Source organism: Streptomyces sp. NPDC101165 (assembly GCF_044768135.1).
Classification (GTDB): domain Bacteria; phylum Actinomycetota; class Actinomycetes; order Streptomycetales; family Streptomycetaceae; genus Streptomyces.
In genome coordinates, this window is the sequence record NZ_JBIWPG010000012.1 from 245,533 (window position 1) to 267,168 (window position 21,636).

General features: G+C 71.7%; 22 protein-coding genes and 1 pseudogene. 10 read left to right on the forward strand and 13 right to left on the reverse strand.

What is annotated here, in order from left to right; all coding sequences use genetic code 11:
• Positions 1–5 precede the first annotated feature (5 nt).
• Positions 6–704: a TetR/AcrR family transcriptional regulator gene (locus ACIRVH_RS26720; RefSeq protein WP_403957734.1), complete on the forward strand. Its 699-nt coding sequence runs from the start codon at positions 6–8 to the stop codon at positions 702–704.
• On the opposite strand, the gene ACIRVH_RS26725 is transcribed toward ACIRVH_RS26720, so the two are convergent.
• Positions 685–1,668 carry a hypothetical protein gene (locus ACIRVH_RS26725; RefSeq protein WP_403957737.1) on the reverse strand — a complete coding sequence of 328 codons (984 nt, stop codon included), beginning with the start codon at positions 1,666–1,668 and terminating at the stop codon, positions 685–687. The genes ACIRVH_RS26720 and ACIRVH_RS26725 overlap by 20 nt on opposite strands.
• 218 nt (positions 1,669–1,886) lie before the next feature.
• Between ACIRVH_RS26725 and ACIRVH_RS26730 the strand changes: the two genes are divergently transcribed.
• From ACIRVH_RS26730 to ACIRVH_RS26745, 4 genes are all read left to right on the forward strand, one after another.
• Positions 1,887–2,120 (forward strand): hypothetical protein, encoded by a 234-nt coding sequence (locus tag ACIRVH_RS26730; protein ID WP_403957740.1) that lies wholly within the window; start codon positions 1,887–1,889, stop codon positions 2,118–2,120.
• Between the two features lie 10 nt (positions 2,121–2,130).
• A complete protein-coding gene (locus ACIRVH_RS26735) occupies positions 2,131–4,020 on the forward strand; it encodes a SpoIIE family protein phosphatase (RefSeq protein WP_403957743.1) in 1,890 nt (629 codons plus the stop codon).
• A gap of 63 nt (positions 4,021–4,083) precedes the next feature.
• A complete protein-coding gene (locus tag ACIRVH_RS26740; RefSeq protein ID WP_403957746.1) occupies positions 4,084–4,884 on the forward strand; it encodes an SAM-dependent methyltransferase in 801 nt (266 codons plus the stop codon).
• Positions 4,885–4,984: 100 nt separating this feature from the next.
• Entirely contained in the window at positions 4,985–5,905 is a 921-nt protein-coding gene (locus ACIRVH_RS26745) for a serine hydrolase (RefSeq protein ID WP_403957749.1), read from the forward strand.
• On the opposite strand, the gene ACIRVH_RS26750 is transcribed toward ACIRVH_RS26745, so the two are convergent.
• Entirely contained in the window at positions 5,906–6,940 is a 1,035-nt protein-coding gene (locus ACIRVH_RS26750) for a helix-turn-helix domain-containing protein (RefSeq protein WP_403957752.1), read from the reverse strand.
• 108 nt (positions 6,941–7,048) lie between these two features.
• Between ACIRVH_RS26750 and ACIRVH_RS26755 the strand changes: the two genes are divergently transcribed.
• On the forward strand, positions 7,049–7,945 hold the full coding sequence (locus ACIRVH_RS26755) for an alpha/beta hydrolase (protein WP_403957755.1): 897 nt from the start codon (positions 7,049–7,051) through the stop codon (positions 7,943–7,945).
• A gap of 53 nt (positions 7,946–7,998) precedes the next feature.
• Here the strand turns inward: ACIRVH_RS26755 and ACIRVH_RS26760 are convergent, their stop codons facing one another.
• The gene (locus tag ACIRVH_RS26760; RefSeq protein ID WP_403957758.1) at positions 7,999–8,616 is read right to left on the reverse strand and encodes a hypothetical protein; all 618 of its coding nucleotides are present in this window, start codon (positions 8,614–8,616) and stop codon (positions 7,999–8,001) included.
• 162 nt (positions 8,617–8,778) lie between these two features.
• Complete coding sequence (locus ACIRVH_RS26765) at positions 8,779–9,651, reverse strand: class I SAM-dependent methyltransferase (RefSeq protein WP_403957761.1); 873 nt, start codon at positions 9,649–9,651, stop codon at positions 8,779–8,781.
• Between the two features lie 125 nt (positions 9,652–9,776).
• Here ACIRVH_RS26765 and ACIRVH_RS26770 point away from each other — a divergent pair, with 125 nt between their 5' ends.
• A complete protein-coding gene (locus ACIRVH_RS26770) occupies positions 9,777–10,268 on the forward strand; it encodes a peptidylprolyl isomerase (protein ID WP_403957764.1) in 492 nt (163 codons plus the stop codon).
• A gap of 106 nt (positions 10,269–10,374) precedes the next feature.
• On the opposite strand, the gene ACIRVH_RS26775 is transcribed toward ACIRVH_RS26770, so the two are convergent.
• Together ACIRVH_RS26775 and ACIRVH_RS26780 are read right to left on the reverse strand one after the other, a co-directional pair.
• Positions 10,375–10,704 (reverse strand): branched-chain amino acid transporter permease, encoded by a 330-nt coding sequence (locus ACIRVH_RS26775; RefSeq protein WP_403957767.1) that lies wholly within the window; start codon positions 10,702–10,704, stop codon positions 10,375–10,377.
• On the reverse strand, positions 10,697–11,446 hold the full coding sequence (locus tag ACIRVH_RS26780) for an AzlC family ABC transporter permease (protein WP_403957770.1): 750 nt from the start codon (positions 11,444–11,446) through the stop codon (positions 10,697–10,699). The genes ACIRVH_RS26775 and ACIRVH_RS26780 overlap by 8 nt, the downstream gene beginning before the upstream one ends.
• 62 nt (positions 11,447–11,508) lie before the next feature.
• On the opposite strand from ACIRVH_RS26780, the gene ACIRVH_RS26785 reads away from it, so the two are divergent.
• Together ACIRVH_RS26785 and ACIRVH_RS26790 are read left to right on the forward strand one after the other, a co-directional pair.
• Positions 11,509–11,967, forward strand: a complete 459-nt coding sequence (locus tag ACIRVH_RS26785) for an Lrp/AsnC family transcriptional regulator (protein WP_403957773.1) — start codon at positions 11,509–11,511, stop codon at positions 11,965–11,967.
• Positions 11,968–12,146: 179 nt separating this feature from the next.
• The gene (locus ACIRVH_RS26790) at positions 12,147–12,953 is read left to right on the forward strand and encodes a ribonuclease BN (protein WP_403957776.1); all 807 of its coding nucleotides are present in this window, start codon (positions 12,147–12,149) and stop codon (positions 12,951–12,953) included.
• Between the two features lie 8 nt (positions 12,954–12,961).
• Here the strand turns inward: ACIRVH_RS26790 and ACIRVH_RS26795 are convergent, their stop codons facing one another.
• The 3 genes from ACIRVH_RS26795 to ACIRVH_RS26805 form a co-directional block, all read right to left on the reverse strand.
• Positions 12,962–13,387, reverse strand: a complete 426-nt coding sequence (locus ACIRVH_RS26795) for a MarR family winged helix-turn-helix transcriptional regulator (RefSeq protein ID WP_403957779.1) — start codon at positions 13,385–13,387, stop codon at positions 12,962–12,964.
• On the reverse strand, positions 13,384–14,274 hold the full coding sequence (locus tag ACIRVH_RS26800) for an NmrA/HSCARG family protein (RefSeq protein ID WP_403957782.1): 891 nt from the start codon (positions 14,272–14,274) through the stop codon (positions 13,384–13,386). The genes ACIRVH_RS26795 and ACIRVH_RS26800 overlap by 4 nt, the downstream gene beginning before the upstream one ends.
• A gap of 111 nt (positions 14,275–14,385) precedes the next feature.
• Positions 14,386–15,318, reverse strand: a complete 933-nt coding sequence (locus ACIRVH_RS26805) for a nitrilase-related carbon-nitrogen hydrolase (protein WP_403957785.1) — start codon at positions 15,316–15,318, stop codon at positions 14,386–14,388.
• A gap of 94 nt (positions 15,319–15,412) precedes the next feature.
• Here ACIRVH_RS26805 and ACIRVH_RS26810 point away from each other — a divergent pair.
• Positions 15,413–16,603 (forward strand): annotated as a pseudogene (locus ACIRVH_RS26810) (histidine kinase).
• A gap of 33 nt (positions 16,604–16,636) precedes the next feature.
• Here the strand turns inward: ACIRVH_RS26810 and ACIRVH_RS26815 are convergent.
• The 4 genes from ACIRVH_RS26815 to ACIRVH_RS26830 form a co-directional block, all read right to left on the reverse strand.
• Positions 16,637–18,697 carry a serine/threonine-protein kinase gene (locus tag ACIRVH_RS26815; protein ID WP_403957788.1) on the reverse strand — a complete coding sequence of 687 codons (2,061 nt, stop codon included), beginning with the start codon at positions 18,695–18,697 and terminating at the stop codon, positions 16,637–16,639.
• Positions 18,698–18,802: 105 nt separating this feature from the next.
• Positions 18,803–19,783, reverse strand: coding sequence for a helix-turn-helix domain-containing protein (locus ACIRVH_RS26820; protein WP_403957791.1), 981 nt, complete (start codon positions 19,781–19,783; stop codon positions 18,803–18,805).
• Between the two features lie 84 nt (positions 19,784–19,867).
• Complete coding sequence (locus tag ACIRVH_RS26825) at positions 19,868–20,587, reverse strand: alpha/beta fold hydrolase (protein WP_403957794.1); 720 nt, start codon at positions 20,585–20,587, stop codon at positions 19,868–19,870.
• A gap of 21 nt (positions 20,588–20,608) precedes the next feature.
• Positions 20,609–21,580, reverse strand: coding sequence for an alpha/beta hydrolase (locus ACIRVH_RS26830; RefSeq protein ID WP_403957796.1), 972 nt, complete (start codon positions 21,578–21,580; stop codon positions 20,609–20,611).
• Positions 21,581–21,636 lie beyond the last annotated feature (56 nt).

Sequence of the window (21,636 nt, forward strand, 5' to 3'; positions counted from 1 at the left end):
GAGTCATGGCCAGAGAGCGCTACCACCACGGTGACCTGCGCACCGCACTGCTGGACGCAGCCGAGGCACTCGTACGGGAACGCGGTGCCGACGGCTGGTCACTGCGGGAGGCCTCCGCCAGGACCGGGGTCAGTCCCAGCGCCGCCTATCACCACTTCGCCTCACGTGACGCGCTCGTCCACGCCTTGTCGGAACGGGTGCTCGCGCGGCTCGGTGACCGCCTGATCCACGCCTGCGCGGCGGCGCCCTCGCAGGGCGCCGACCCTCTGCAGCGCCTGATCGCTCTCGGCCGCAGCTACATCCGGTGGGCCGTCGAGGACCCCGCCGTCGCCCGGCTCGTCTTCAGGGCGGGAGCCACCGATCCGGACTCGGTCGTCACCCCGCACCCGCACGAGGTGCTCGGGGCCGAACTCGACCGGTTCGCCGCGGCCGGCGGACTGTCGGCCGCGGCGCGCCCGGGCGCCGAGTTCACTGTCTGGGCGGCCCTTCACGGGCTCGCCGTGCTGCTCGTCGACGGGCTCGTGCACACCGACGACGAGCGGGCCGCCGACCTCCAGGTCGAACGCCTGGTACGGGCAGTTCTCGCGGGCCTGACACAGGAGGAGACGCCGTCCGCCGGCTGGCCGGCGCTCCGCTCCGCCCACACCCGGCGCCTGGCAGGCCGGCAGCCCGGATCCGAGCCGACTACACGAGGAAAGCGTTGACGCGGCCCGCCGCGATCTGCTTCTTGCCCGTGACCGGCTGTGCGACGGCGGCCTGGGGTGTGGAGGAGTTGACGCTCCAGCGGTAGCCGACGAAGAGGGACGTGTCGGGGTCCGCGTAGAAGACCATGTGCCCGTAGCCCACACCGCTGTGCTCGGAGTAGGTGGAGTTGTCGTCGGCGATCTCGGCGCGGCTGTCCGGGTACGAACGGTAGCGGTCGATGCTGGACTGGCTGGTGAGGTCGGGGCCGCCGTGGGGGCTGTTGGTGCAGTCGACGATCTGGAAGAGGTGCGGGACGACCCCGGTGATGCCCAGCTTGCTGTCGACGGAGGAGGCGAAGGTGCCGAGGTAGGCACGGATCATCACGGTGTGCCCGGTGTAGGGGGTGCTCTTGGCGTTGGGGTCGTAGTCCCAGGCCACGATGTCGCCGGGACGCAGGTTCACCGGCTTGGTCACCGGGTCGATGTGCGGCACGTTGGAGGCGTTCAGGAAGCCCGCCTGCAGGTCCTCGGCGTTGGGGAACGAGGCAGTGCGGGGCGAGCCGTCCTTCGGCGGGAAGTACTGGTTGAAGTAGGCCGTGGTGGCCCAGCCGTACGCGGTGTCAGCGCCGTAGGAGCGCTGCAGCAGGCTCGTCATGAACGAGGCGCACTGGGAGAGGTTCTCGAACTCATCGGGGTGCCCCGGACGACCCCAGGTCACCTGGGTTCTGCCGAGGTTCTCACCGCTGGTCTGTTCGACGTTGTACCGGTTGTGGTCCCACTGGTTCGCGCGCAGCCGCAGGTACTCCACCAGCGTCTCGGCCTCCAGCAGGTGGGGCGGCTTGAGCTGGTAGAGGGCGGCGGTCGCCGGTTCGGCCGCGGCGGCGCGGGTGGGCGAGATCAGGGAACCGGCGGACGCGGCGAGCGCCAACCCGGCACTCCCGGTCAGCAGATGACGACGGGACGGACCCGAAAAGGACGTGGACACATGACCCCCCTGGTATGTGAACGGCGAGGACGGTCGGGGCCTCGCCTTCGATCGCCGGACGATACCAGGCGATCTGATCTTGGTCGGGCCGCCCGCCTTGGCAGTGATCCAGATCGGGCATATGGTCCCGATAAGGCAATATGTGCGTCGCGCGGCCGATACACAGACACGTCGACGCGTGGTTCGGTGGCGCCGCCCGGAAGCGAGCGGAGAGCACGATGCGGCCCGGTGATCTACCGCAGGGTGGCGGGTCACTGGACGATGCGCTCGGGACGGGTCTGACGGACGTCATGCGCCGTACCGGCGCCGTGATCGGCGGCCTCTACCTGATCGAGGAGTCGGAGCCGATGCTGCGCCTGGTGGCGCTGTTGCGGGCTGCCCGTCGAGTTCGCCCGGACCTGGCAGCGCCTGCCGCTCACCGCCCCGGTCCCGGTCGCCGACGCGATCCGTGACAACCGGCTGGTGTGGATCGGCAGCCAGGAGGAGATGACCCGCCGCTATCCGATCACCGCGGCCGTCCTGCCCTACCGTTTCGCGCTCGCGGCCGTCTCCCTGACCGGCGTGCACGGGTGCTGGGGAGGCATCGTCCTCATGTGGTCCGGCGACCACCCGCAGGAGGCCACCCCGGGCGAGCGCGGCCACCTCATCGCCAGCGCAGACCGGCTGGCCAGTCTGCTGGACGACGCGCCTTCGCCGCCCAGCCTTCCCGAGCAGCCGAGAATCTGGCCGCTCGAAGCCGTACGCCACCCGACACAGACCGCAATGGTCGCGGCCGACTACCTCGACCGCCTGCCCGAGGGTGCCCTCGCCCTGGACCTGGAGGGCCGTGTCACCTTCGTCAGCGGCACCGCCGCCCGGCTCCTCGGGCGCCCCGCCGACCAGCTGCTGGGCGCGCGGCCCTGGCAGGCACTGCGTTGGCTGGACGACCCCGCGTACGAGGACCAGTACCGCACCGCCGTCGTCAGCCGTACGCCACTCTCCTTCGAGGCACTCCGGCCGCCCGACCAGTGGCTGACCTTCCATCTCCACCCGGACACCAGCGGCATCAGCGTCCGCGTCACCCCGTGCACGCAGCAGCCCGACGACTCGGCGGCGCCCGCCGCGCAGCGACCCGCGGCGCCAACCGGACGTCTCTACCAGTTGGTCCACCTGGCGGCGGCACTCACGGAGACGGTGACCGTACGGGACGTCGCCGCCCTGATCTCCGACCAGGTCCTCCCCGCCTTCGCAGCCCAGGGGATGGTCCTGTCCGCGTTGGACGCGGGCCGGCTGAAGATCACCGCCCACCACGGCTACCCCGACGACAACATCGAGGGCCTCGACGCCCTCCCCCCGGACACCGACCTCACCCCCGCCGGCCAGGTCCTCGCCAGCGGCGTGCCCGGCTTCTTCGCCAGTCCCGCCGACATGGCACGCAGCCACCCCCGAGCACCCCAGATCAGCGGCAAACAGGCCTGGGCCTTCCTGCCCCTCGTCATCGCGAGCCGTCCGGTGGGCTGCTGCATCCTGTCCTACGACCGTCCGCACACCTTCACGGCCGACGAGCGCGCGGTCCTCACGCCGCTGGCCCGTCTCATCGCCCAGGCGCTCGACCGCGCCCGCCTCTATGACGCCCAGCACCGTCTCGTCCACGAGCTCCAGCAGACTCTGCTGCCCCGCACCCTGCCCGCCCTGCCCGGCCTCGACGTCGCCGCCCGGTATCTGCCGGCCGGGCGCGGACTCGATGTCAGCGGAGACTTCTACGACCTGCTCCGCCTGGACGACACGACGGTCGCGGCATTCATCGGCGACGTGGAGGGCCACAGCATCGCCGCGGCCACCCTCATGGGGCAGGTCCGCACCGCCATTCACGCCCACGCGACCGCCGGCGCCGCACCGGACGAGGTGTTGTCCCGCACCGACCGGCTGCTGGCCGACCTGGAATCCGACCTGCTCGTCACCTGCCTCTACGCCCATATGGACCTGGCCCGCGAAAGGCTGACCCTTGCCAGCGCGGGTCACGTCCCCCCACTGCTGCTCAAGCCTCATCACGGCGGAAGGATTCTGGACATCGAGCCCGGCCCGCCTCTGGGCATCGGCGCGGACGTGCACTACCCCGTCACCGCCGCCCCGCTGCGCGACGGAGCCATTCTGGCCCTCTACACCGACGGGCTGGTGGAAAAGCCCGGACGCGACGCAGCAGACACCACGTCCGACCTGCTCGAGCACGTGGCGGGCACGGACGACCCCGACCTCGGCCACCTCGCCGACAGCCTGATCCACCGTGCCTGGCCGACCGGACAGTACACGGACGACGTCACCGTCCTGCTCCTGCGCGCATCGCACAACCACGTGTCTGTGCAGGGAAGTTGATGTGCGAAGCTGTCGCGAACCGTTCGGGCGTGGGGCCGTGGCGGTCGTCGAGAGGAGTGCGGTGTGGGACAGGACGGCGGCTTCGGCGTCGGGGAGATCGACACCAGCAGGCCGCACCCTGCGCGGATCTACGACTACCTGCTGGGCGGCAAGGACAACTACGAGGTGGACCGGCGGGCCGGCGACGAACTGGCCGCCGCCGCACCCGAGGTGCGCATGGGCCTGCGCGCCAACCGCGCCTTCCTGCGGCGTGCCGTCCGGTACGTCGTCAGCCGCGGGGTACGCCAGATCCTCGACATCGGCACCGGGCTGCCCACCTCGCCGAACGTGCACGAGATCGCCCACGAGCTGGCGCCGGACGTCCGCGTGGCCTACGTCGACAACGATCCGATCGTGGCCCCGCACGCCAACGCGCTGCTCAGCAGCTCCGGCGCGACCAGTGTCGTACCCGGCGATGTGCGCGACCCCCAGGCCGTCATGAACCACCCCGAGGTCCGCCGGGCCATCGACTTCGACCGGCCGGTCGCGCTCCTCCTCGTGGCCGTCCTCCACTTCCTCACCGACGTGGAGAAGCCCGCGCAGGCCGTCGCCGCCCTGCGCGACGCACTTCCGGCCGGCAGCTTCCTGGTGCTCTCGCACGCCACCGGCGACTTCGCCGACCGCAGCGCCGCCCAGGCCGTCTACCACAAGGCCACCGCCACGCTGAACCTGCGGTCCCGCGCCGAGGTGGAGGCGTTCTTCGACGGCTTCGAACTGGTCGAGCCCGGCCTGGCCCAGGTCCCGTTCTGGCACCCGGACGCCCCGCCACCACCGAGGTCGGCCGAGATCGGCTTCTACGGAGGGGTGGCCCGCAAGACCGGGTGATCTCAAGGTGGTTCGGGAAGCGTGGGCGGTCCCGGCCCGTCGCCGTTCACCGGTGGCGAATCGTGCCCCGGTCCGAGGGTGGGCGAGTGATCATGGGCGGATGATCGAAGACCGACTTGCGCAGGTGTTCGCCGAGGCCGAGTGCCAGGGCAGTGTCGCTGTCCTGGACATCGACGGTCCGGGGCAAGTGGTGCTGGGCGACGACGATTTGATGGTCGCCGGGTCCACGTTCAAGGTCGCGGTGGCGTTGGAGTTGTTCTGCCAGGGCGCCGAGGGCGAGCTGGACCTGGGCGAGCGGGTCCGGCTCTCGCCGTCGCGGGCCACGCCGGGCGGTCAGGGCTTCTGCATCTTCGAGGACGAGGCCGAGGTCTCGCTGCGCGATGTGGCCCGGATGATGGTGACGATCAGCGACAACACCGCGACCGACACGGTGATCCGTCGGGTGTCGGTGCCTCGGGTTCACGCACGGCTGGCCGCGTTGGGCCTGGACCGGATCCGGTTGGCGGGCACGATCCAGGAGGAGTTCGACGCGATCGGCCGCGATGCGGGCTTCGCCGGGTGGACGGAGATGAACCGCGCGATGCGCGAGGCGGACTCGCCCCGGAACGCCGACCGCATCTGGGAGCGCGCGCTGTCCGCTCCGTCCCTGCAACCCGGGCGCATCACGAGCGCGACGGCCGGTCAGATGGCCGCCTTGCTGAGGATGATCTGGCGGGACGAGGCCGGCCCCGCTGCCGCCTGCGCCGCGGTGCGGACCGTCCTCGGGCAGCAGCGGCTGACCCGGAAGATCGCCGCAGGGTTCGGTGCCGAGGTGCGGGTGGCCGCCAAGTCGGGCACGGTTCCTGGATGTGTGAGCAACGACGCCGGAGTCGTGCAGTTCCCGGACGGTTCCCGCTTCGCGGTGGCGGTGTTCACCAGGCCCGCCGGGCCCGGTACGGGGACTCCTCAGGCCGATTCCGTGATCGGCACGGCCGCCCGGTCGGCCGTCGAGCACCTGCGCCGGCCGAGGGGCGCCGAGTGATCAGTCGTCGAGCAGCCGCCATGCGGTGAGGGCGAGCCTGGCCCGCAACAGGCCGGTGGGCTCGGTGAGTTCGGTGCCGAGGGTCCTTCCGATCTGTTCGAGTCGGCGGGCGACGCTGCTGTGATGCAGATGGAGACAGCCGGCGGCCCGGCGCAGGGAGCCGGTGGCGCAGTAGGCGTCGAGGGTCTCCAGGTCTTCCGGGTTTCCGGCGATACGGGCGATCGCGGCCACGTCGGCGTTGTCCCGCGCTGCGTCCTCGGGTATCCGGGCGAGCAGTGCCAACGCCCCCAGGCCGTCGTGGTGGACGACCGGTCGGCGCGCGGTGGTGAAGCGGAGGGCCGTGCGGGCTTCCCGCCAGGACCGGTCGGGACTCTCCGCGGCGCCGATGCCTGCGCGTGCGTCCGGCGGAAAGCGGTCGGCGTTCACGGTGGTGGCCAGGATGACACCCACGTCGGCAAGAGTCGCCGCCTTCACCGGGCGGGCCGGGCAGACCAGGCCGCCGATCCGGTCGAGCGGAACCTGAGACCGTACGGCGACGACGCGGAGCGGCAGGTCGGCGGCGAACCCCAGGAGCCGTAGCGCCCGGGCTCTGGCGGCCTCGTCGCAGTCGGGGCTGACGACCAGTTCGACGAGGGCGGGGTCGGCCATGGTGGTGCGGGCCGGGCCGTACCGCTCGGCTACGGCCGCGGCGGCGAGGGCGAGCCGGTCGAGGAGCACTTCGTCGAGCGGGCCGGGCGGGCCGGGGCGCTCCAGCCACACGCTGCCGATCTCCTCCTCGTCGAGGACGATCGGCGTCGTGCTGGACGCGAGTGCCGGCGGAGCGGACGTCTCCCTGCCGTCGGGCGACATACGGATCGCGCGCGCTGTGCCGTGGAGCCGGATCCCGGCCACGCACTCGGCCAGGGCCGCCGACGCCCGGGCGAGCGCCGGGAGGTCGACGCGGCGGCGCATCAGTGTGTCGTAGAACGTGACGACGCGGATCGCGCCCTGGACGTGCGTGTCCAGGTGCGACAGCCGTTCGGCCAGTGCCTCCATGACGCAAGGATAGGTGCCGACGGGTGCGCCAACTGGCGTGAGAACGCGGCGAGATGGCCGACGTCCGGCGGACGGTCCCTGGGGGTGGCGGCTGCCAGGATGACCGACATGGATCCCGAACTCGAAGCATTCATCCCGTTGGTCCCCCGGGTCGACCTGAACGACCCGATCTCCGACCGCAAGAACTACGCAGCGCGCGCCGCCGCGGCACCGGTCCCGGACACCACCGGCCTGGACATCGAGGACCGCACGGTACCCGCCGATCCGGAGGTGCCGGTGCGGATCTATCGCCCGCAGGGGGCGCAGGGCGCCGTCGTCTGGCTGCACGGCGGCTCATGGGTCATGGGCGACCTGGACACCGAACACCCGTGGGCCACCCGGCTCGCTGCCGCCTCCGGCACGACGGTGATCTCGGTGGGCTATCGCCTGGCCCCCGAGCACCGGTTCCCGGCCGCCCTGGACGACGCCTACGCCGTGCTGACCTGGACGGCCGAGCACGCGACCGAGCTCGGCATCGGCCCGGACCGGATCGCGGTCGGAGGGCACAGCGCGGGCGGAGCCATGGCCGCCGCGCTGGCGCTGCGGGCGCGTGACCAGCAGGGACCGCCGATCCGCTTCCAACTGCTCAACCAGCCCGGGCTCGACGACCGGGAAGAGACGTGGTCGACGGATCACCTCGCCGCGACGCTCGGGGGCGGCCACGCCCACATGGCCGCAGCGTGGCGACACTGGCTGGGCTCGGCGCCCGCCACACCGTACGCCGCCCCGGCACGGGCCATCGACCTCTCCGGTCTTCCCCCCGCCCACATCGCCACCGCGGAGTTCTGTCCGTACCGCGACGTGGACATCACCTACGCGCAGCGCCTCCTGCGGGCAGGTGTGTCGGTCGAGTTGCACCAGTGGCCCGGCACGTTCCACGGGTCCCAGGCGATCCTGTCCGCCGAGATCTCGCAGCGGCAGATCGCCGAGCTCGCCGCGACCCTGCGCCGTGCCCTGACCAAGTGAGATGTGCCGAAGGTCAGCCATTCCTTGCCGTCCCCTCGCGTTCGCGTGCGTGCTCAGCCCTGACGAGGAGCACTTCGGCCAGCCACGCCCATCTCTCTCCTCACCCGAGCCCGGTCGAGATACCACGCGCCGAGACCCACGAGTACGGCTGCCGCGAACCCGTACACCGGCAGCCACAGGGTCGTAGTGGCCGACAGGCAGTCGGCGACAGCCTCGTGGATCTTCGCCTCCTGCGCGTGAGCCAGGGCAGCTCTGTCGCGGCCGACCAGGTCGGACAGCGCGGCCTCCGCCTGGATGCCCGCGTACTGGCCCAGCGCGGGACACACGCGTCGAGTGCCTGGCATCGGAAACAGCCACGCCGAGCGCTGAAGAGCGGGCGCGATGGTGATCGCTACGCACAGGCCGACCACCAGTGAGAACGCGGTCAGTTTCCTTATGTACATGGATCCGAGGCCGGGTACCCATGTCGGCAGTCGGTAGAAGGAGAAGATCACCGCAAGAAGCGTCACCCCGATGTAGCTGGCGAACCATTGCCAGGAACCCTGCGCGAATGCGGCCGTGAGCACGGCGGCGAGGGCGATGCCGATGACCCCCGCTTCACCGGGGCTGTCATGGCCCGCACCCATGGATGTCGCTTGCCGAGCCTCTTGAAGTCCGGGCTGATCGTCCATGATCTCTCCTGCGGGGTTCGGAAGCCATCAGCATCCGGGCACGGTGCGCCTCGACACGGAGCCATGCCGAACCGGCCCGGAGACCCCGCCCGATTGGCCGGGACTCCACGCCGGGCGCGGCCGCCGACGGTAGCGCGCGTCCTCACCCTTCGGCGCGTCAGATCAAAGGTAGTCCGGGCGCCCGGCCCCGGCAGGGACGGACGGGTTGCGCCACACGAACACCTCGGTGCTGGGCCCCCGTTCGCAGAAGCGGCCCGTCGGGGAGGACGAGCGCAGCAGACGGCGCAGGTCGGCTTCGAAGGCGTCACGGCGCGCACCGAACAGGCCGGGGGCGGAGTACGACATCGAGAAGGTGCCGGCGACGACGTCGTCCTCGCCGCGTTCCAGTAGCTGCCCGCCGGGGACGACATGCCGCTCCGGACCCAGGAATCCGGCGCGGGCGATGATCGCCGCTTCGCCGCCGGGTGTCCCGTGGGGCAGCACTCCCCGCCCGGCACGGCGGACCGGGCCCAAGTACTGCTTGACCAGTTCGTCGATCGCACCGTACGGCACACCGGGGTGGGGCAGGCCCTCGATGCCGAGTTGCTCGCCCTTCAGGTCCGAGACGTGCACCAGCGCCCCGCCGGGCCGGAGCATGCCGCGCACGGTGGCCGCCACCAAGGCGCGGTCCATCCAGTGGAAGGACTGGGCGAAGACCGCCACCGTGAACGTGCCGAGGCCCGCCGGGAGGTCCTCGGCCCGCATCCGTACCCAGCGGGACGTGGCGGCCCCGCCCGCGGCGGCGGCCCGGCGGGCGGCCTCGTCGAGCATGCCGGGGTCGGGGTCCACGCCCACGACTTCGCCGAACAGGGGCGCGAAGGGCACGGACAGGGTGCCTGGGCCGCATCCCACGTCGAGGAGCCGCCCGGTTCCGTCGAGCCCGAGCTCGTCGGCCAGCACGGGCACGAGGGTGGGGGCGTACGGCAGTCTGCCCCGGTCGTAGTAGGGGGCTGCGCCCGCGAACAGTGTTTCGTCCCACACCCAGTCTTCGGTCACGGGAGGATTTTCCACGTGTGTGGGGCGCGAGGCCTGGTGTTTGTCGGTGGGGTGCTCAGCGACACCAGATGCTCAAGCAGACCCTTCTGCACGTCGCGGGTCTCCACGAAGGTAGGTTGATCGCCATGAGTGACAACGTGTACTTCGACATCAGCATCAACGACGAGCCGGCCGGCCGGATCGTCTTCAAGCTTTTCGACGACGTGGTTCCCAAGACCGCCAAGAACTTCCGTGAGCTGGCCACCGGCGAGCACGGCTACGGTTACGCCGGTTCCTCGTTCCACCGCGTCATCCCGCAGTTCATGCTGCAGGGCGGCGACTTCACCAAGGGCAATGGCACCGGCGGCAAGAGCATCTACGGCGAGAAGTTCGCCGACGAGAACTTCACCCTGAAGCACGACCGCCCGTACCTGCTGAGCATGGCGAACGCCGGCCGTAACACCAATGGCTCGCAGTTCTTCATCACCACGATCGTCACCGACTGGCTCGACGGCAAGCACGTCGTCTTCGGTGAGGTCGTAGAGGGGCAGAAGCTCGTCGACCAGATCGAGGGCCTGGGCAGCCGGAGCGGCACCCCCAGCGCGAAGGTCACGATCGCCGCGAGCGGCACGGTCTGACCGACGCTCCCCCGCACCGGCGGGTGACGCGAACGCCCCGGTGACGACGCCGGTCGGTTCTCTCCTGACCGGCCGTCTCACCGGGCGTCGCCCTGTACGCGGGTCGTCAGTGCGCGAAGACCGTGCTGGCCAGCGCCACATGGACGGCGGTGCCGGCGAGGATGCTCAACAGGGCGTTGCGGCGCCACAGATGGAGGCCGACGGTGACCGTCAGGGCCGCCAGGGGGGCCGCCACCCGGGCGTGGGCCAGCGGCAGGTCGCGCAGGCAGTAGACGACCAGGATGACCATGATCCCGGCGGGCATGCGCGTGCTCAGGTACTGGACCGTACCGCTCGCCCGCAGCGGGGCGAGGGCGGCGAAGGGGAGGGCACGCAGGGCCCAGGTCACCGCGGCGGATACCAGGACCGCGGCGACGAGGTAGGTCGTGTCAGGCATGGCTGGGCTTCCTGCGGGTGGTGAGGTGCCGGGCCAGGAGCCCGGCGGTGAACAGGGCGAAGGCGACCGGCAGCAGTTGACCGGGGAAGAGCAGCCGGGCGGCCAGGGCGCTGAGGAGGGCGAGCAGCGGGGTGGGCAGATCGCCCCGCCGGTCACGGACGGCGTCGAGCGCCAGTACGGTGAACAGGGCGGTCAGCGCGAAGTCCAGCCCGGTGACGCTGTCCGGGACGAGGGAGCCGAGCAGGGCTCCGGCGGTGGCGCCCCCCGCCCAGTACAGGTGCATGAAGAGCTGGAGCCAGAGGATGCGCCGGCTCGGCCAGGAGCGGGCCTGCTGCCCGGCGGTCAGGGCGTACGCCTCGTCGCACAGGGCGAAGGTGCTGTACGCCTTCCCGAGACGTCCCTGCACCCGGTGCAGCGGGAAGGACAGGGCGTAGAAGACGTGCCGTAGGTTCACCAGGAACGCGGACACGGCGATGGAGACCAGCGGCGCTGACGCCGCGACCATGCCGATCAGCAGGAACTCGAACGACCCGCCGTAGATGAGCGCGCTGGACAGGCCCGCCCACCACCAGCCGACTCCGGAGTGGGTGACGAGCACCCCGAAGGCGACGCCGAGCGGGACGAAGCCGAGGCCCACGGACGTGGAGTCCTGGAACGCGGCCCGCGCCTCGGAGCGGGGCCGGGGCGGCGGGGTCGGCGCAGGCGCGGCCGGGCTGTCGGCGACGGCAGGGGATGTTCGCATGAAGACATTTTAGGAAATATGTCATGTCATATGGTTGCTGATAATGTCCGTATGCTGGGCTGATGCGCAATGAAGTGAAACTCGACGCCGTCGATCGGGACATTCTGTTTCACCTGCGCCAGGACGGCCGGCTGACCAACGTCGAGCTGGCCCAGCGGGTGGGGCTGACCCCGCCGCCCTGCCTGCGCCGGGTCAAGCGGCTGGAGGAGGCGGGTGTCATCGCCGGGTACCGGGCCGTCGTCGACCCCGAGGCCCTCGGCCGCGGTCTCGAGGTTCTCATCGACGTCGAGGTCAGCGCCAACGACCGGACGACGTTCCTGGAGTTCGAGGACACCGTGGCAGCCTTCGACGAGGTGATCGAGTTCCGGCGCATGTACGGCCGCCCCGACTACTTCGTCCGCGTGGCCGTCGCCGACCACGCCGCCTACGAGTCCTTCCTCACCGAGAAGCTCAGCGGCCTGCCGTGCGTCCTGCGCATCGACTCCCACCTGACCATGAAGACGATCAAGTCGGGTTCCTGAGTGCGGTCAGGCGCAACGGGGGCCGCCCCGGGGTGGGCCTCCTCGGCATGTCAGGCCGGGCGATTCCGCGGCTTTCGTTCGATCATGTCACCAGAGACTCGTCGAGGGCCGCCCGGGCGAACCCGGCGGCGGACGACCGTCGGCGACGATGCCTGGTGCGGCGAGCACGGGAGGAACCCGTGAGGCAGTGGCGGCGCGGACTCCACCGCGCTTGGGAGTGGCTGCGTCTGCGCGCCCTGCTCCGACACGGCCGTGAACTGGAGCTGATGCACCGGGCCATGGGGTTCGCCACGCTGGCCCTGGTGACGCTGGCCCCGCTGCTGATCGTGGTCGCCGCGGCCGATCCGCTGGTGCGGGGAGGCTTCGCCTCGTGGCTCACCGACGGCATGGGACTGTCGGGACAGTCCGCCGAGGCGCTCACCAACATCATCAGTCCCCCGCGCAAGGTCATCGGCACCACCAGTGTGCTGAGCCTGATCCTGCTCGCGGTGTTCGGCATCTCCTTCGCGGGCAGCGTGCAGAACGGGTACGAGCGGATCTGGGACCTCGCGTCGGGACCCTGGCACCGGGTCTGGCGGCAGGTGACCTGGCTGGCGGTGCTGACCGCCTACCTCTATCAGGAGGTGCAGACGCGGACGGCGATGCACGGTACGCAGCGGATCGCACTGTCCGTGATCAGCGGGGTGCTGTTCTTCTGGTGGGGCCAGCGGTTCCTGCTCGGGGGCCAGGTCCACTGGCGCACCCTGCTGCCGGGCGCGATCGCCACGGTGCTCGGCCTGGTCGGCCTCAGGGCCTTCTCGTTCCTCGTCTTCGCCCCGCTCATCATCACCAACGCACTCAACTACGGCGCGGTCGGGACCGTGCTGGTGGTGGAGTCGTGGCTGATCGGCGTCGGGTTCGTGGTGTACGGGGGTGCGCTGTTCGGCCGCTGGTTCGTCGAGCACCACTGGATGCCCACCCACGAGGGGCCCACCCACGGGGAGTGAGCGGCCCGTCAGCCGGTCGAGGCCGCGACCGGCGCGCCTTCGAGGTTGCGCGTCATGCGTTCCAGGACCCGTACAGCGGTGCCGTACTCCTCCAGCGAGATGCCCGCGATGACCGCCTCCCGGAAGAACGCGACCCGTTCGGTGACGGCGGCCAGGCGGGCGTCGCCCTGCGCGGTGAGGGTGAGCAGGCCCGTGGCGGGCCGTGTCGCCCAGCCGTCGGCGAGGACGGTCCGGACGGCGGCGGCCAGGGCGACGGTGTCGGCGTTGGCGGCCAGGGTGGTGTGCACCTCGGTGTCGGCGACTCCGGGTGCGGCGCGGACGACGTTGAGGACCTGCCAGGTCAGGCGGGTGAGGCCGTACTCCGCGAGCAGGGCGTCCATGTGCCGGGTGAGGGCCTGGTCGGTGCGGTTGAGCCAGTAGCCGATGGGCTTCATGACAGGTCGGGTTCCTTCGGGTTCGGGGCGAGCAGGGCGGGCCAGTCCTGGGCGGCGGCCCAGTCGGCGAAGGTGTGCCAGCCGACCTCGGGGTGGGCGCGGCGCAGGCCGGTGACGTCGACGTCGAGGCCGGCGGTGGTGAAGTAGGAGAACATCGCCGCGAGGTCGTCGGAGTGGGTGCGGACGTAGGACAGCGGCACCTCGCGGTGCCTGACGGGGCGGCCGGTGGCGGCGGACAGGGCCGCGGCGATCTGGGCGGCGGTGAGTTCGTCGGAGGCGATGTCGACACGGCGGCCGGTGAAGACGGACCGGCGCTGCAGGACCAGGGCCGCGAACGCGCCGATGTCGTCGGCCGGGATGAGCGTCAGGGGGCGGTCGGCCGGCATGGGCCAGGCGAAGGTGTTCTCGCGCAGGCCTTCCAGGGTCCAGCCGGAGGCGAAGTTGTCCATGAAGGCCGCGGGGGCGATGACCGTCCAGGGGACGCCCGTCGTCATGAGATGGCGTTCGATCTCGTGCTTGCTGTCGTAGTGCGGGATGCCCGTGCCGCGGTCGGCGTGCGCGGCCGACGTGAGCACGATGTGGCCGACCCGGGCGGCCGCCGCCGCGTCCAGCAGGGTCCTGCCCTGGCGGACCTCGGTGGCGGTGTCCGTACCGAACGGGGTGGTCACCGCGAAGAGGGAGTCGGCGCCGGCGAGGGCGGAGTCCAGGGAGGGGCGGTCGTCGAAGTCGGCGTACCGGACGTCAGCACCGAGCCGGCGCAGGGCCTCGGCCGCCGGTGCGGCGGGGGTGCGGGTGAGGGCGCGGACCTGGTGCCCGGCAGCCAGCAGGGCGTGGGCGGTGGCTCCGCCCTGGGCGCCGGTCGCACCGGTGACGGCGATGGTGAGCATGTGGGCTCCTGAAAGGACGGGCAGCACTTATCTGCGCTGCGCATTAGCTGCGTTGCGAAGAGAATACCCACATCTTCACTGCGTCGCGCAGATAAAAGCTAGTGAAGTGGATCACCCCTGCGTCGACGCGACGGGCGCGCGGGCGGTTTCGTCGACATGGAGGGTGAAGACGTCCGGACGGGCGTAGTGGCCTGTGGGGTCGAAGTCGAAGCGGGCCCGGGCGAGGTCGTCGAGGTCGAGTGCGGCGGACAGGATGCCCTCGCCCTCGCGCAGCGGGCCGGCCAGGACCTCACCGAGCGGGGACACGACGACGGAGCCGCCGCCGATGAGGACGGTGCCGGGTGCGTCGCCCTGAACGGGGTGGACGTCGGCGGGCAGGGCGTCGCGGCGCAGGTACTGGCAGGCCCCGAGCACGAAGCAGCGGCCCTCCAGGGCGATGTGCCGCAGGGTGACCTGCCACGAGTCGCGGTCGTCCACGGTCGGGGCGCACCACAGGTCGACGCCCTTGGCGTACATCGCCGTACGGAACAACGGCATGTAGTTCTCCCAGCAGATCGCCGCGCCCAGGCGCGCCGTGCCGGTGTCCACGACGGGCAGCGTGGAGCCGTCGCCCTGCCCCCACAGGTAGCGTTCGGCGGCGGTCGGCATCAGCTTGCGGTGCAGGCCCAGGTAGCCGTCCGGGCCGAAGAACAGGGCGACGCAGTACAGCGTGCCGCGCTGCCGTTCGACCGCGCCGACCACGGCGTGCACACCCAGCTCACGGGTGAGGGCGGCCAGCGCCTCGACCTCCGGGCCGGGGATCTCGATGGCGGCTGCGTGGTAGCGGCGGAAGAGGTCGCGGCCTTCCGGGGTGCGGCTGCCGACGGTGATGCCGAAGTCCAGGCCCTTGGGATAGCCGCCGAGGAACGCCTCGGGCAGGACGACGACGTCGGCTCGGTGGCTCCCGGCCGCCTCACGGATCAGCTGCCCGGCTCGGTGCAGCGCGGCGGGCGTGTCGAACAGCGGGGCGGCGGCCTGGACTACGGCTGCGGTCACAGTGGTCATGCCGTCGAGGCTAGAACCGGCCCTCGCTCTCACGCGCGGCAAAGGTGGAGCCTGCTCCCCCGACCGTCCGGGCCTGATCGCCTAGCGTTGCCCCATGGGTAGAGCGTTGCGGCAGGCCGGGCGTGCCACGGTTCACCTGACCCTTGCCGCGGTCCTGGTCTTCGGCCTGTAACTCTTCATCACCGTCCTGCTTCTCACGGCCGTCGCCACGATCGTCGTGGTCGGGGCCTGGATGCTGCCCGAGACCGTGCTGCTGATACCCCGGATCGCCGGAGCCGAGCGGCACATGACCGCCGCCTGGACGGGCCGGGAGATCCCCGAGGCGTATCAGCCTCTCACCGGTCCGCTGCGCCAACGCCTGCGTACCGCGGTCCGCGATCCCGGCACCCGTCTCGATCCGCGCTGGATGATCGCCTCGTACGTCTACGGCGCCCTGGTCCTCCTGGCACTGCCGCTGTGGCCGCTGGGCCTGGTCGTCGACGGAGTGCGGAGCGGGCTGCTGCGCCGCACGCCGACCGTGCTGCCGCTGATCACCCGGCTCGCCGACCTGGAAGCCGCCTGGTCGACGGCCCTGTTGCGGCCTTCGCCCCGGGCCCTGCTCGCCGCCCGAGTCGAGGAGCTGGCCGCGACCCGCGCCGACGCGATCTCCGCGCACGAGGCCGAACTGCGCCGTATCGAACGCGATCTGCACGACGGCGCCCAGGCCCGCCTGGTCGCGCTGTCCATGCGGATCGGGCTGGCACGGCGAGCGTACGACCGTGATCCGCAGACCGCGCGCAGGCTGCTGGACGAGGCACAGGACCAGGCCGAGGAGGCGCTCACCGAGCTGCGTCAGGTGGTGCGCGGCATCCATCCGCCGATCCTCACCGACCGTGGCCTGGCCGGGGCCGTACGGGCCCTGGCGGCCAGGTGGGGGTCCCCCCGCTCGAGTGGAGCCGAGAGTGGGAGAGGGCTGGAGGTGACCGTGGAGGTGGGGGGTGGCCTGGAGAAGGGCCCTCGGCCCCCGGCCGCCGTCGAGGCGGCCGCGTACTTCGCGGTCGCCGAGGCGCTGACCAACGCCGCCAAGCACGGTGGTGGCCGACGGGCGGCCGTACGGCTGGAACGCCTGCGCTCCGGGCTGCGTGCCGTCGTCCGGGACGACGGCACGGGCGGGGTGGACGAGGGCGAGGGCACGGGACTGCTGGGCATCCGTCGCCGGGCGGCCGCACTGGACGGCAGCGTGCAGGTGTCCAGTCCGGTCGGGGGTCCGACCGTCGTCGAGGTGCGGCTGCCGTGTGTGTGGTGACCGCCGACGATGGCGGGCGACAGGCCCGGGCCCTCACTTCATGCAGTCCCCCGAGCCCGTGAACTCGGGGAAGCGGCTGTTGCCCTCCCACACGAGCACGGACCAGCGGGTGTACTGCCACGCCTTGTTGCTGCTGTACTCGGAGACCAGCTTCCGGCAGGCGGTGGTGGTGACCACGTCCTGGAAGTTGTCCCGCTGGGCGCGGCCGATCAGTGTGCCGTCGGGGTCGTGCATCCACACGTACGCGGCCTTCTCGACGGGATCGAAGCCGAGGCTGATGTCGTTCTCCGCGGCCGCGGGATCCACCCCGTTGCCCTCGGCGACCCGGACCTTCCAGGCCGCCGTGACGGCCTTGTCGGTGGCGTCGGCGACGCGGATCTCCGCCCGGTCGCTGCTCGGTATCTGCGCGGTCGCCATGCCGGACTCGTCGCCCTGCCACTGCCCGGCGGTCAGGTTGTAGCACCCGTCGGTGGCCTCGCCGAAGCCGAGGACGTTCGCCTCGGGATCGGTGTCGTAGTCCTTCCAGAAGACCGAGTAGCGGCCGTAGGACCAGGCGGTGGGGTCGTCCGCGAGCCGGCGGGCGAGGGCAGTGCAGGCCGCCATCTCCCCGCTCCTGCGGAACACTTCCTGCTGGTCCTCGGGAAGCTGGGAGATCGGGCCACCGGTCACCATCAGCGTCTGTGCGCTCTTGTTGAACGTGACCGTGGGCTCCATGAAGGCCATGTCCTTGGTGGCGAGCATGGTCCTGATGTCGTCCCGGACCGTCGTCGCCACGTCCTGCTCGGCCGCGGTGCTCGCTCCGGTGCTGGCTCTCCACTCGTCGTCACCGGGCTGGGTCTCGTCCCCGGCGCGGGTGAAGGCGGGGTCGGTCACCCCGGCGAGCGGGTCGGTCGGCACGGCTGCTCTGCGGGGATCGACCGCCGGTTGCGCCGGTTCCGTCGTCCCGTCGGGCGCGGCGGATCGGGTGTGCTGCGCGGTGCTGTCCGCGTGCGCGGCCGGAGACGCGGCGGCCGTGGACTCCTTGGTTCTTGCGGCACGGTCGTCGCTGCCGCCGGGGAGGGCGATGACGGCGCCGGCGAGACCACCGGCCACGGCCGCGGCGACGAGGACGGTCGTGATGGTCCGCTTGCGGGAGGACGGTGTCGCCGGGGCATGCCAGCGGGGATCGTCCAGGGTGGGCACGTCCCACTGGGCCATGACCGGCACACCGGCGCGGGTGGGTCCCAGGTCCACCTCGCCACCGATGACCTGTGTGGTCTGCGCGGCGAGCAGCCCTGCGCACTTGTCCGCCGCCGTGCCGGCGCTCGTCCGGTCGGCGGGATCCTTCGCGAGGGCCGTCTCCACGATCTCCCGCAACTCCGGCGGAACTCCGTCCAGATCGGGCTCCCCCGACATGACGCGGAAGGCGACCGCGTCCGGCGCGCCGGCGCCGAACGGGAGACGGCCGGTCGCGGCGTACGCCACCAGCGCGCCCCAGGCGAACAGGTCGCCCTCGGGTCCGGCCGTGCCGCCGCGGTAGTACTCGGGGCTGATCCAGCCGGGGGTCCCGGTCAGGACGCCGGTCCGGGTCACGCTGGTGCCGTCGGCGGCGTGGGCGATGCCGAAGTCCAGCACGCGGGGCCCGGCGGGCGTGAGGATGACGTTCTGCGGCTTCACGTCCCGGTGGACCACACCGGCCTGGTGAATCGCCGCCAGCGCCTGGGCCGTACCTGCCGCGAAGGCGTACAGCGTGCCGCCGGTGAGGGGGCCGTGCTCGGCGAGGTGCTCGCTGAGGGTGGGGCCGGGCGCGTAGGCGGTGGCCAGCCAGGGTGCGGCGGCCTCGGGGTCGGCGGCGAGCAGGGGGACGAGGCAGGGGCCCTGCACCCGGGCGGAGAGCTGGACCTCGCGGCGGAACCGGGCCCGGAACTCCGGGTCCTGGGCCTGCGCGGGGTGGATCACCTTGACCGCGACCCGGAGTCCGTCGCCGGTGAGGCCGGCGTGGACCGTGCCCATGCCGCCGGAGCCGAGACGGCCGATGATCTGATACGGGCCGATGCGGGCGGGGTCCCCGGGGTGGGCAGGCCGCACCCGCCCGCCCGCGCCAGTAGTGCTCACGGAACTCCCCCCAGGAGCATGCCGATGGACCGTGCAGAAGATGTGGAGAATGTGTATATCACGCAGATGGTTGACGTCGGCACGCGTTCTCGGGGAGCAGGCGGGTCACACGGTCACCGCGATACTCACCCCGTCCGACGCACCGTCAAGCTGCCATTCCCTGGGCGTCATCCCGTACGCGGCGCGGAAGGAGCGGCTGAAGTGGCTGGGGCTCACGTAACCCCAGCGGCGGGCGACGGCTGCCACGCCGCCCGACTGCGTCTCGGGCCTCAGCAGGTCCCGTCGGCAGCGTTCCAGGCGCTGCAGCCGGATCCAGCCGCCCACGGTCACGCCTTCGGTCCGGAACAGCTGGTGCAGGGAGCGGACCGACATGAAGTGTGCGGCTGCGATCCCGGACGGGGAGAGGTCCGGGTCGGACAGGCTGCGCACGATGTGGTCCTTCACGCGCACCAGGGTGGCCGCGGCGGTTTCCGAGCACGGCGGCGCGAGGCGTCCGCGCCGCTCGTCGATCAGCAGCGCCAGCAGGTCGAGCGCCGTGGTGGCGACCTGCCGGCCCGCGGTGGCGTCGAAGCTGTCCGCCGCACGCGCCATGCGGGTGAAGTACGTCGACACCAGTGCGGAGCTCGCCTCGTCGGGACGGAACGCCGTCGCCGTCACCGCCCGCAGGTCCTCGTCCGGCACCCGGAGGGCCTGGCGGGGGAAATGGAAGGACGTGAAGCGGAACTTCTCGTCGAGTCTCTTTCTGAACCGGCGGGAGGAATCCGAGAGGGAGAACTCGCCGGGCCGTACGACGGTTTCCCGGCCGTCCTGCTCCTTGAGTGCGGAACCCCGGAGCTGGAGGCTGAGGGTGAGGAACTCCTGGCCGTCGCGGGCGATTTGACGTCTGCTGCGCGTCACCAGTTGCGGGCCCGCCTCGACTTGGGCGACCTGCAGGACGCCGACGCGCCGGCCGACGATGCTTCCCGGGGACGGTTCCCTCTCCAGGAAAGCGACGTCGAGCGGGATGAAGGTGCGGGACACCGCCTCGTGCCAGCGCTCGGCACGGGCGGAGGCGGCGAGGGGCGCCGTGGAGAGAACGTCGGACACCAGGCTCCACGAAGAGTCGGAAGGAAAATCGCGTACGGGCCCGCCCTTCCGCACGGGCGGAAGGGCGAGCTCGGTGGCGTGCGGTCAGCTCGTCGCGCGGACGGCGTCGCGGATCAGTGCGGCGACCTCCTTGGGCCGGGACACGGCGACCGCGTGGGACGCGCCCGCCAGCTCCAGGACGGTCGCTCCGGCCCGCTTCGCGCCGTAGCGCTCGACCTCCGGGTTGATGGCCTCGTCCGCGCCGGCAACCAGGGCCCAGGACGGCTTGGTCTGCCACGCGGCGGCGGAGGCGGTCTCCTCGAAGGCCGCGGCGGCGAGCGGACGCTGGGCCACCGCGAGAACCTTGGTGACCTCGGGGGCCACGTCGGCGGCGAAGACCGACGGGAAGGCATCCGCCGCGATGGTGACCTCGACCGCGTCCGCGCCGTCCGGGCCGGGGTACGTCCACTGCTTCAGGTTGCTCACCAGCGGCGAGAGCGGGAAGCGGCCCTGCAGCTCACCGAGGCTCTCGCCCTCCTCGAGGACGTAGGCGGCCACGTAGACCAGCCCGACGACGTTGTCGACGGTACCGGCCACGGTGATGAGCGCACCGCCGTACGAGTGACCGACCAGCACGACGGGGCCGTCGATCTGGGCGGCCACGGAGGCGATGTAGGCGGCGTCGGAGGCGAGGCCGCGCAGCGGGTTGGGCGGCGCGACGACGGGGATGCCCTCGCGCTGCAGTTCCTCGATGACCCCGGACCAGCTGGTCGCGTCTGCGAACGCGCCGTGGACGAGGACGACCGTGGGAGTGGAGGCGGTCATGTCGGTGCTGTCTCCTCGGCTTCAGGCGGTGTGCAGGGCGGCGCGCAGGGTGCGGGCGGCCAGGGTGATGGCGGCCTCGGCGGCGTGGGTGCCGCGCAGGGCGTTGAGCATGACGAAGTCGTGGATGATGCCCTGGAAGCGCACCGCGGTGACGGGCACGCCGGCCTCGCGCAGCTTGTTGGCGTAGGCCTCGCCCTCGTCCCGCAGGACGTCCGCCTCGGCGGTGATGACCAGGGCCGGCGGCAGGTCCTCGAGCTGCTCGGTGGTGGCGCGCAGCGGGGACGCGGTGATCTGCGCCCGCTCGGCCTCGTCGGTCGTGTACTGGTCCCAGAACCACTGCATGCCGTCCCGGCGCAGGAAGTAGCCGGTGGCGAACTGGTGGTAGGAGCCGGTGTCGAGGTTCGCGTCCGTGACCGGGTAGAACAGCACCTGCTGGACCAGCGGGAGGCCGCCGCGCTCCTTGGCCATCAGGGTGAGGGCGGCGGTCATGTTGCCGCCGACGGAGTCACCGGCCACGGCCAGCCGCGAGCCGTCCAGGCCCTTGGCGGCGCCCTGCTCGACGACCCACCGGGCGACGGCGTAGTTCTGCTCGATGGCGACCGGGTAGCGGGCCTCGGGCGACAGGTCGTACTCGGGGAAGACGACGGCCGCGTCGGCGCCGACGGCGAGTTCGCGCACCAGGCGGTCGTGGGTGTGGGCGTTGCCGAAGACCCAGCCGGCGCCGTGGATGTAGACGATCACGGGGAGGGTGCCCGTGGCGCCGGCGGGCTTGACGATGCGTGCCCGGACGCTGCCCGTGGGGCCGCCGGAGACGGTGATCCACTCCTCGTCGACGGCCGGCTTCTCGATGTCGCCGGACTGCACCTCGTCGACCGCCTTGCGGCCCTCCGCCGGGTCGAGGTCGAACAGGTACGGCGGGTTGGCGGTCGCGCGGGCGAACTCGGCGGCCGCGGGTTCCAGGACCGGCTGGACCGGGGCTACGGCATCGGACATCGATTCTCCTCGGTTGATCGGGGGCGCCGGATCGCGTGGTGGATCCGCTGAGTACT

What these genes read in the sequence shown, in the direction of transcription:
- ACIRVH_RS26805 (WP_403957785.1), bottom strand. Translation starts at nt 15,318, where the DNA reads ATGACCACTGTGACCGCAGCCGTAGTCCAGGCCGCCGCCCCGCTGTTC.
- ACIRVH_RS26780 (WP_403957770.1), bottom strand. Translation starts at nt 11,446, where the DNA reads ATGCGAACATCCCCTGCCGTCGCCGACAGCCCGGCCGCGCCTGCGCCG.
- ACIRVH_RS26730 (WP_403957740.1), top strand. Translation starts at nt 1,887, where the DNA reads ATGCGGCCCGGTGATCTACCGCAGGGTGGCGGGTCACTGGACGATGCG.
- ACIRVH_RS26775 (WP_403957767.1), bottom strand. Translation starts at nt 10,704, where the DNA reads ATGCCTGACACGACCTACCTCGTCGCCGCGGTCCTGGTATCCGCCGCG.
- ACIRVH_RS26760 (WP_403957758.1), bottom strand. Translation starts at nt 8,616, where the DNA reads ATGGACGATCAGCCCGGACTTCAAGAGGCTCGGCAAGCGACATCCATG.
- ACIRVH_RS26825 (WP_403957794.1), bottom strand. Translation starts at nt 20,587, where the DNA reads ATGACCGCCTCCACTCCCACGGTCGTCCTCGTCCACGGCGCGTTCGCA.
- ACIRVH_RS26770 (WP_403957764.1), top strand. Translation starts at nt 9,777, where the DNA reads ATGAGTGACAACGTGTACTTCGACATCAGCATCAACGACGAGCCGGCC.
- ACIRVH_RS26830 (WP_403957796.1), bottom strand. Translation starts at nt 21,580, where the DNA reads ATGTCCGATGCCGTAGCCCCGGTCCAGCCGGTCCTGGAACCCGCGGCC.
- ACIRVH_RS26745 (WP_403957749.1), top strand. Translation starts at nt 4,985, where the DNA reads ATGATCGAAGACCGACTTGCGCAGGTGTTCGCCGAGGCCGAGTGCCAG.
- ACIRVH_RS26750 (WP_403957752.1), bottom strand. Translation starts at nt 6,940, where the DNA reads ATGGAGGCACTGGCCGAACGGCTGTCGCACCTGGACACGCACGTCCAG.
- ACIRVH_RS26785 (WP_403957773.1), top strand. Translation starts at nt 11,509, where the DNA reads ATGCGCAATGAAGTGAAACTCGACGCCGTCGATCGGGACATTCTGTTT.
- ACIRVH_RS26800 (WP_403957782.1), bottom strand. Translation starts at nt 14,274, where the DNA reads ATGCTCACCATCGCCGTCACCGGTGCGACCGGCGCCCAGGGCGGAGCC.
- ACIRVH_RS26795 (WP_403957779.1), bottom strand. Translation starts at nt 13,387, where the DNA reads ATGAAGCCCATCGGCTACTGGCTCAACCGCACCGACCAGGCCCTCACC.
- ACIRVH_RS26720 (WP_403957734.1), top strand. Translation starts at nt 6, where the DNA reads ATGGCCAGAGAGCGCTACCACCACGGTGACCTGCGCACCGCACTGCTG.
- ACIRVH_RS26755 (WP_403957755.1), top strand. Translation starts at nt 7,049, where the DNA reads ATGGATCCCGAACTCGAAGCATTCATCCCGTTGGTCCCCCGGGTCGAC.